Here is an 8,376-nt window from a genome sequence, read left to right on the forward strand (position 1 = left end):
TTTTATTTTAAAGTATGTGTAGCAATATTAATTTTGTTGTAATATACTAATTTTAATATAATTATTTTATTTAAGTAGCAGTTTGAGAAACTGTTAGTAAGAGTTGGAGGAAAATCATGTTAGTAAAAGCTTATGGAAAAATAAACATATCTTTAGATGTAGTAGGTAAACGAGAAGATGGGTATCATTTACTAAAAATGATTATGCAAAACGTAGATCTATATGATTCTATGTCTTTTCAAAAATGTAATAAAGGTATTAATATAAGCTGTAATAAACCTTACATACCTACAGATGAGAAAAATTTAGTATATAAAGCTGCACAACTTTTTATGGATACCTATGATATTCATGAAGGCATAAACATATATCTTAAAAAAAACATTCCGGTTGCCGCAGGTATGGCAGGTGGAAGTGCAGATGCAGCAGCTGTTTTAAAGACACTTCCGCAGATTTTTAATATAGATGTGAATGTTAATGAGCTTATAAAGCTAGGCGTAAAAATAGGGGCAGATGTTCCTTATTGTATAATGGGAGGAACAGCACTCTGTGAAGGGATAGGAGAAATTATCACTCCACTTAAGCCCTTTAAAAATCAAATTTTAGTATTAGTTAAACCTAATTTTGGAGTATCAACAAAGGAAGTTTTTAAAAATTTAGATGTTACCAAAATTTTTAAGCACCCAGATACTGATGCAATAATTAAGGCTATGGAAGATGAAAATCTAGAGAATGTGTGTAATGGCATGAAAAACTTGCTTGAAAATGTTACTTTAAGAAAATATCCTGTACTTAAAAGGATAAAAGAAGATATGATTAAAATGGGCGCAACGGGTGCTATGATGAGTGGGAGCGGACCAACGATATTTGCTTTTTTTGATGATATGTTAAAAGCTCAAAAATGTTACGATAAATTTAAAATCCAATATAAAGAAATATATTTAACAAGAACAATTTAGATATAATTTTTTAGGAAAATATAAGAACGTGCAAAAATCCTTTGTGATTTTGCACGTTTTTTATATTTATTACCATGTATCTAAGTGAATATTTTTAGCAAGTGTCGTAAAAACTAAATTTACAAAATAAAAATAAAAATATTCAAATATAGTTTTTTATAAATTGAATTAATCTGCTAATTATACTAAAACAAGGAGTGAAAAATGAGAATATTAGACTTGTTTGATATATATTTTTTAATAATGATGTTGATTGAAGGGGGAGTTGTACTTAGCGTAGATACAAAGTTTTTTAAAAACTCTGGAATGGGGATGCTTGGAAGAAAAGCAAATACTTTAGGCCGGGCTTCAATAATTATAGCTAGTATTTTATTTATACTTAGGTGGATATTTTAATAAGTGTGAATATATAAATTACATATTTATATAAGGAAGTGAAGAATATGAAGGAATCAATAAAAGATAAAATTGAATTGAAAGCAGAAAAAAACATTGAGTATTTAAAAGAACTTTTGCAAGACAACTCAGATATGATTTTTAGAACTTTTAATGTTGGAAAGTGGAAGGCATCATTAGTTTATATAGATGGAATGGCAGATAAACTTTTACTTGATCATTATGTGTTAGAACCATTGATGCTTGCTGCAAAGGGGATAGAAAGTGTAGAGCAAATAAAAGACAATGTTCTTGCAGTTACTGATATGCGAGAAGTTAAAAAAATGAGTGAAGGAGTTAATGCTGCGCTTTCAGGAGACACATTAATGTTTATAGATGAGTTAGATTGTGCCTATGTTATTGCATCACGTTCTTGGCCTGCTAGAGGGGTAGGAGATCCATCTGGCGAAACTGTAATTCGTGGAGCTCGTGAAGGGTTTACAGAAACTATAAGATTTAATACCGCATTAATTAGAAGACGAATTAGAGATACTAGGTTAAGAATTAAACGTAACACGTTAGGAACTAGATCTAAAACAGATGTGGTTATTATGTATATCGATGATATAGCAAATAAAGGAGTGCTTGATGAACTTGAGCACCGAATAGATAAAATAAACATTGATGCAGTTTTTGATAGTGCATATATTGAACAGCTAATAGAGGATAATAAATATTCTCCTTTTCCTCAAATACAAAGCACAGAGAGACCAGATGTAGTTGCTGCAGCTTTATATGAAGGTAGAGTAGCACTTCTTGTGGATAATTCTCCATTTGCAATTATAGTTCCAACTACATTACCAAATTTATTTCAATCACCTGATGATTATTATCAGAGATGGATGCATGGATCTATGGTTAGACTTATAAGGATACTTTCTATATTTATTTCGCTTACTGCACCGGCGCTTTATGTAGCAATAACATCTTATCATGCAGATATAATACCTACTAAATTAGCCTATGCCATAGCGGCCTCAAGGGAAGGTGTACCATTTCCAGCATTTATAGAGGCTATAATAATGGAAATATTTTTTGCACTGCTTATGGAGGCTGTGGTTAGATTACCAAAGCCCATTGGAGCTACTATCGGTATTGTGGGAGGCCTTGTTATAGGCCAGTCGGCAGTAAGTGCAGGAATAGTTAGTCCTATAATGATAATTATTGTTGCAATTACTGCAATTACTACATTTGTAACTCCAAACTATGAGGTTGCAACAGCTTTTAGATTAGTTAGATTTTTACTTATTATAGCGTCAGCAATTATAGGCTTTTATGGGATAATGATTGGTCTTATTGTACTTCTCATTCATTTAGTTAGAATGAAAAGCTTCGGAGTACCTTATTTAGCTCCAGCAGTTAATACTAATATTAAAGATTTAAAAGATATGTATATTAGAGAGCCAATATCTGAGCTAAAAGAAAGACCTAAATACATGGAAACGGGAGATAAGATAAGACAGAAATAGTTTAAACCGTTTTTATTTGGAGGTGAATATTATATTTTGGTAGATAGAGAAAAAGTTGAAGATTTTGGGTTATTTACAACTATCGTGGTAGCTGTAGTTGGTGTAGGAATATTTTCTGCTCCAAGGGAAGCCATAGATAAAGTAAGTAGTGATGCGTGGATACTTACTATAATTTGTGGGATAATAGTCTCTTTATTAGTATATCTTATATACAAGGTAATGAAGAAAAATAATTTTGAGGATCTCACAAGTATATTACGAAATAATTTTGGAAAGATTTTTGGAGGGATAATTGCTATTACTTTTTCAATTTATAGCATATTTATTGTGTCCCTTGGGATGAGAGAATTCGTGGAAGTAATTAAACTATATTTATTAAGGCGAACGCCAACAGAATTTATTTTAATGATTACTATTTTGACGGGAACATATTTAGTAAGAGGGGAAATAGGCGATCTAATTAAATTTAATGAAATATCATTTTGGATTATGTTTATTCCTGTTTTTGCAGTGCTGATGTTAACTGTAATAAATGCTGACTTCACAAACTTATTACCAGTACTTCATAATAAGCCATCTGAATATTTTAAAGCTTCTAAATATATTCTGTTTTGTTTTGGTGGAATAGAAATAGCATACCTTGTTCTTCCCTATGTTAAAAATAAGAAAGATTCTTTAAAAGTGTTAAAAAAGAGCATAATATTTGTAACTATTTTTTATTTGATAATAATGATTTTTGTTTTAGCCGTTTTTTCTAAAGCACAGAGCAGAATATTATTATGGCCAACTATTACTATGATAAAGTCAGTGGATATACCAGATACATTTATAGAACATTGGGAAGGTGCAGTTATGGCATTTTGGATATTGTTTTATTTCACTACATTTGTTAATACCTATTTCTTCTCATCTGAAATTGTGAAAAATGTAGTTAATTTAAAAGACACTAAGTTATCCTCGCTTTTAATTATGCCTATTATTTATGTTATAGCATTATATCCTAAAAACATAGCTGAAATATATGATTTACAATTTAGAACTACTCCAGTTTTATTAACGGCAATATTTCTTTTTGTAGTGTTACCAATACTTATTTTACTTATAGGTAAGGGTAAAGAACGCGGAAGGGGGAAAAGCATAGATGAAATTTAAAAAGATTTTACCAATAATTCTAAGTTGTATGTTATTAAGTGGCTGTTGGGATAAAGTGGAAATAGATAGACGGAACTTTATATCTACTATAGCTGTTGACACAGGAGAAGATATTGTCAAAGAAAAAGTATTGAAAAATATTAAACCAGATGATCCGTTTCCCGAGAGGCAAATTAAAAAAATCAATGTAACTTATGGATTTCCAGACATGAGTATGCTCGTAACAGGTAAAAGTGAAGGTTCTCTGGATAAATACATTAATACTGACGCTTACTCAATGGAGGACGCCTATTCTGAAGCTACAGCTAAAAGTAGTAGAGATATATATATGGGACATACAAAACTTTTAATATTAAGTAGTAATTTATTAAAATATAAAGATACTGTTAAAGAAATAATAGATTATATGCAGCGAAATCCCAATATAAATAGGATGATGCAGGTGGTTGTTTGCGATGGTTTGGCACAAGATTATGTAAAGTTTAAACCTATGACTGAAAGTAGTTCACAATATTATATTTCAGGACTTATGGATAATAGCAAAAGAAATTCTAGGATTATGAGTACTACTTTAAATGAATTTCTTATATTATTAAGTGAAAATGGTAACGCCTTATTACCTAGAATAACGATGGATAAGGGTGAAAAAGAATTGATGTTAACAGGGGCTGCTATAATTCGCGGTTATGAGTTAAAAGGATACTTTACCCCGCTTGAATTATTAGACATTCAATTACTTAATGGTAAGTTTAAAGTTGGCAAAAAAGTCATTTATGTGGATGGTCACCCTATAGATTATGTTATAGATGGATATACAAGAAAAATGAAAGTTGATAAGGAGGGTAGTAAGTTAGTTATCAATGTAAATATCAAATTAGAGGGGCAGATAAGTGAATATTATGTTGGCAAGAAAATCCTTGATAAAGATGAATTAAAAAGGTTACAAAATAATTTTAATATGTCTATTAGCAAGGAATGTGAAAAAGTCATGGAAACTGCTATAAAAGAATTTGGGATAGATCCATTTGGAGCCAGAGAATATATAGAAAAGTTTAAACCTAATTTGTGGGATGGAATAGAAAAAAATTGGAACGAAGAGTATAAAAAAATGTCAGTGAAAGTAAATGTTGATACTGAAATCAGAAGAATTGGAGCAGTGCAATGAATACAATTACATAATATGGTAATAGTATTAATATAGATTTATTATATCCAGGGGGGATAAATATGAAAAAATTTATATTAACAAGTTTTGCCGTAATAATTATAATTTTAATAGCTCTAAATTCAACTATTACAAGTGGGAAAGCAAGCCAAAGTGATGTTGCGAATAAACTTATAAGATTTCATGTAATAGCTAATAGTGATGACAAAATAGATCAAAATGTAAAATTAAAAGTAAGAGATGCTGTTTTAAAATATATATCACCAAAAATTGCGAATTGTAAAAATATAAAACAATCAAGAAAAATCATAAATAATGAAAATAAAAATATAAAAGAAATTGCACAGAAAGTAATAAAAGAAAATGGGTTTAAATATTCAGTAGCGACGACTTTATCAGAGGAATATTTTCCAGTTAAAACTTATGGAAATATAACGTTGCCTCAAGGTAAATATGAGGCATATAGAATAATTATTGGAACAGGTACAGGACAAAATTGGTGGTGTGTAATGTTTCCTCCACTATGTTTTGTTGATATTACAAAAGGTGATGTATCTTATGAAAAAACTGAAAAAGAAATGAAAACAGTATTATCTGATGATGAGTATAAGATGGTTGATAATACTGTTAGTAGTAAAAAAATAATTGTGAAGTTTAAATTGGGAGAAATTTTCTCTAAAATATTTAGTTAAGAATAGACTAAGTAGCTAATGTGGTATATAAAAATTAGCAATTGTTATATATCACATTGTAGAATATCGGGAGGAAAACATATGAAAATGGTAAAAAAAAGAATTCTGTACACCGGAATAGTAACTATAATTATTGTGTTTTCAACAACTTTTGCTATATTAATGTTTTTGGAAAGATTAGATTATAGAAATTATCTTCAAGGTCAATATAGTAAAAATATGTATGAGCTCGTAAGCTCTGTACAAAATATAAGAACAAATTTAGGGAAAGCTGCAATTGTTGGATCGCCAGAGCAAAGCATAGTAGTTTTCGAAGAAATTTTTAGATATAGTGCAACTGCGAATGATAAATTGCATTCATTACCTTTGGACCAATCAGTTGTTGGAGATACCAGCAAATTTCTAACTCAAGTGGGAGATTTTTGTTATACTTTAGCTCAATCAGCATCAGAAGGAAATAAGCTTAACGATAAACAATATGCTTTAATTGATACTTTGGAAATACAATCATATACACTTCAAGAGCAATTAAATGGTGTGCTTTCGCAAATTAATGATGGTAAAGTTAAATGGGGAGAAATTAGGAAAAAAAGTAGCGCAGTTCTTGAAAAAACAGGTGGAGACCTTGTGACTGAAAAATTCACAGGTATACAAAAACAAATAATACAATATCCAGCATTAATTTATGATGGTCCCTTTTCTGACAATGTATTGGAGATAAAACCTAAAGTATTGTCCCAAAAAGAAGTTAGTGAGAAAAGGGCGGTTGAGGTAATAAACAATATGTTTGGTAAAGATAAAATTGAAAAGATTGAATACAAGGCTCAAGAAGGAAAGACTAAGATACCAACATATACGTTTTATATATCATTTAATGGGAAAGATAAAGGTGATACTAAAACAGTAATAGAAATAAGTAAAAATGGAGGTAAAGTAGTTTATTTACTGGATAATAGGACTATTGGTAAAGCAACATTAAATATCCAAAAGGCAATAGATGACGGAAGCAAGTTTCTTCGCAAAATAGGATATAAGAATATGGAACCTACATACACTTTAAATTATGGAAATACTGCGGTAGTAAGTTATGTGTATAAACAAGGTGATATTGCCATTTATCCAGATCAAGTAAAACTTAAGATTGCGCTAGATGATGGAAGCATCATAGGAATTGAATCTGAAAAGTTTTTAGTTTCTCATGTTGAAAAAAGAGAAATGATTAGCCCAAAAATAAGTGAAGCTAAAGCACGAGAAAAGGTTGGCACAAGGCTAAAAATAAACAAAGTTAGTTTAGCTATTATACCTACGCAGATGAATAAAGAAGTTTTGTGTTATGAATTTTTGGGGTCATATAAGGGAAAAGATTTTATAGTATATATTAATGCAAGTACTGGTTATGAACAAAAAATAATGGAAATAATTGATACGCCCAATGGTAAATTGACAATTTAATAATATGGAGGTTATAAAGTTATAGAAAATTAAACAACTATTTAAAAAGGGTATATGTGCAAAATGCAGATATATCCTTTCTTTTATTAATTTGAAATTACCATTAAAATTTCAAGTTGTGTTATTATATACGGTGAAGTTTAAAAATTAAAATACAAAGTAACAGGTACAATGATATAATATAAACTATACTGAAAAAAATAGTGTCATTTATAATAAGTTTATTTAGTGAACTTATGTTTTTAATATTAGTATAATAGTAATTAGAGTTATAAGGAGAGAGTGTTTATGAAAAAGAAATTAGCGATATTATTTGGTGGACAGTCTACAGAACATGAAGTTTCAAGAGCGTCAGCAACATCAGTATTAAAAAATATTGATCAAACGAAATATGACATATACCCAATAGGCATAACTAAGGATGGGCTATGGTTTCAATATACGGGTAAAGTAGAGAATATAGATAATGGTAAATGGGAAACTGATGAGTACTTTAAAGTACCCGAGGGCCAAAAACTTATATTTAACAAAGAAGTGGATGTTGTTTTCCCAGTGCTACATGGTTCATTTGGAGAAGATGGAACTATTCAAGGTATGTGTAAATTATCTAATATTCCTTGTGTAGGCCCTGGAGTAATGTCTTCTGCTATTTGTATGGATAAAATATATACAAAATATTTGCTTGAAAAATTTAATGTAAAGCAAGCTGACTACGTGGTGATAAATGCCAGCGAGTATATAACAGATAAAGATATTCTAACAGATACAGTAGAAAAAAAGTTAGGTTATCCAGTATTTATTAAACCCGCAAATGGTGGGTCATCTGTAGGGATAACAAAAGCACACAATCAGGCTGAACTACTATTTGGAATAGGTGAAGCTCTAAAATATGATAGAAAAGTTTTAGTTGAACATGCTATTAATGCAAGAGAAATTGAGGTAGGTGTACTCGGAAATGATTATCCGAAGGCAACTATACCAGGAGAGGTAATACCAGCAAAAGAGTTTTATGATTATGAAGCTAAATATAAAAATGAGGAATCTAAACTTTT

General features: G+C 30.0%; 8 protein-coding genes. All 8 read left to right on the forward strand.

Translation table 11 applies throughout. The features are described from left to right. Positions 1-116 precede the first annotated feature (116 nt). Positions 117-959: a 4-(cytidine 5'-diphospho)-2-C-methyl-D-erythritol kinase gene (gene ispE, locus Q0649_RS19605; protein ID WP_298845849.1), complete on the forward strand. Its 843-nt coding sequence runs from the start codon at positions 117-119 to the stop codon at positions 957-959. A 204-nt stretch (positions 960-1,163) separates the two neighbouring features. After that, positions 1,164-1,355, forward strand: coding sequence for a CLC_0170 family protein (locus tag Q0649_RS19610; protein WP_298845851.1), 192 nt, complete (start codon positions 1,164-1,166; stop codon positions 1,353-1,355). 47 nt (positions 1,356-1,402) lie between these two features. Next, positions 1,403-2,863 (forward strand): spore germination protein, encoded by a 1,461-nt coding sequence (locus tag Q0649_RS19615; RefSeq protein ID WP_298845852.1) that lies wholly within the window; start codon positions 1,403-1,405, stop codon positions 2,861-2,863. 36 nt (positions 2,864-2,899) lie between these two features. After that, positions 2,900-4,015, forward strand: coding sequence for a GerAB/ArcD/ProY family transporter (locus Q0649_RS19620; RefSeq protein ID WP_298845853.1), 1,116 nt, complete (start codon positions 2,900-2,902; stop codon positions 4,013-4,015). Further along, positions 4,005-5,180, forward strand: a complete 1,176-nt coding sequence (locus Q0649_RS19625) for a Ger(x)C family spore germination protein (RefSeq protein WP_298845854.1) — start codon at positions 4,005-4,007, stop codon at positions 5,178-5,180. The genes Q0649_RS19620 and Q0649_RS19625 overlap by 11 nt, the downstream gene beginning before the upstream one ends. Positions 5,181-5,242: 62 nt before the next feature. Continuing rightward, entirely contained in the window at positions 5,243-5,872 is a 630-nt protein-coding gene (gene spoIIR / locus Q0649_RS19630; RefSeq protein ID WP_298845856.1) for a stage II sporulation protein R, read from the forward strand. 81 nt (positions 5,873-5,953) lie between these two features. Further along, on the forward strand, positions 5,954-7,324 hold the full coding sequence (gene ypeB / locus Q0649_RS19635) for a germination protein YpeB (RefSeq protein WP_298845858.1): 1,371 nt from the start codon (positions 5,954-5,956) through the stop codon (positions 7,322-7,324). A 288-nt stretch (positions 7,325-7,612) separates the two neighbouring features. Beyond that, positions 7,613-8,376, forward strand: a 764-nt coding sequence (locus Q0649_RS19640; RefSeq protein ID WP_298845860.1) for a D-alanine--D-alanine ligase family protein, incomplete at its 3' end; no start/stop codon positions are given.

Origin of the sequence: uncultured Clostridium sp., from assembly GCF_937920395.1 — a bacterium.
Classification (GTDB): domain Bacteria; phylum Bacillota; class Clostridia; order Clostridiales; family Clostridiaceae; genus Clostridium_AD.

Bases quoted from the DNA above. Each gene is read 5' to 3' on its own strand.
- spoIIR (WP_298845856.1), top strand. From the start codon at position 5,243: ATGAAAAAATTTATATTAACAAGTTTTGCCGTAATAATTATAATTTTA.
- ispE (WP_298845849.1), top strand. From the start codon at position 117: ATGTTAGTAAAAGCTTATGGAAAAATAAACATATCTTTAGATGTAGTA.
- Q0649_RS19625 (WP_298845854.1), top strand. From the start codon at position 4,005: ATGAAATTTAAAAAGATTTTACCAATAATTCTAAGTTGTATGTTATTA.
- ypeB (WP_298845858.1), top strand. From the start codon at position 5,954: ATGAAAATGGTAAAAAAAAGAATTCTGTACACCGGAATAGTAACTATA.
- Q0649_RS19610 (WP_298845851.1), top strand. From the start codon at position 1,164: ATGAGAATATTAGACTTGTTTGATATATATTTTTTAATAATGATGTTG.
- Q0649_RS19615 (WP_298845852.1), top strand. From the start codon at position 1,403: ATGAAGGAATCAATAAAAGATAAAATTGAATTGAAAGCAGAAAAAAAC.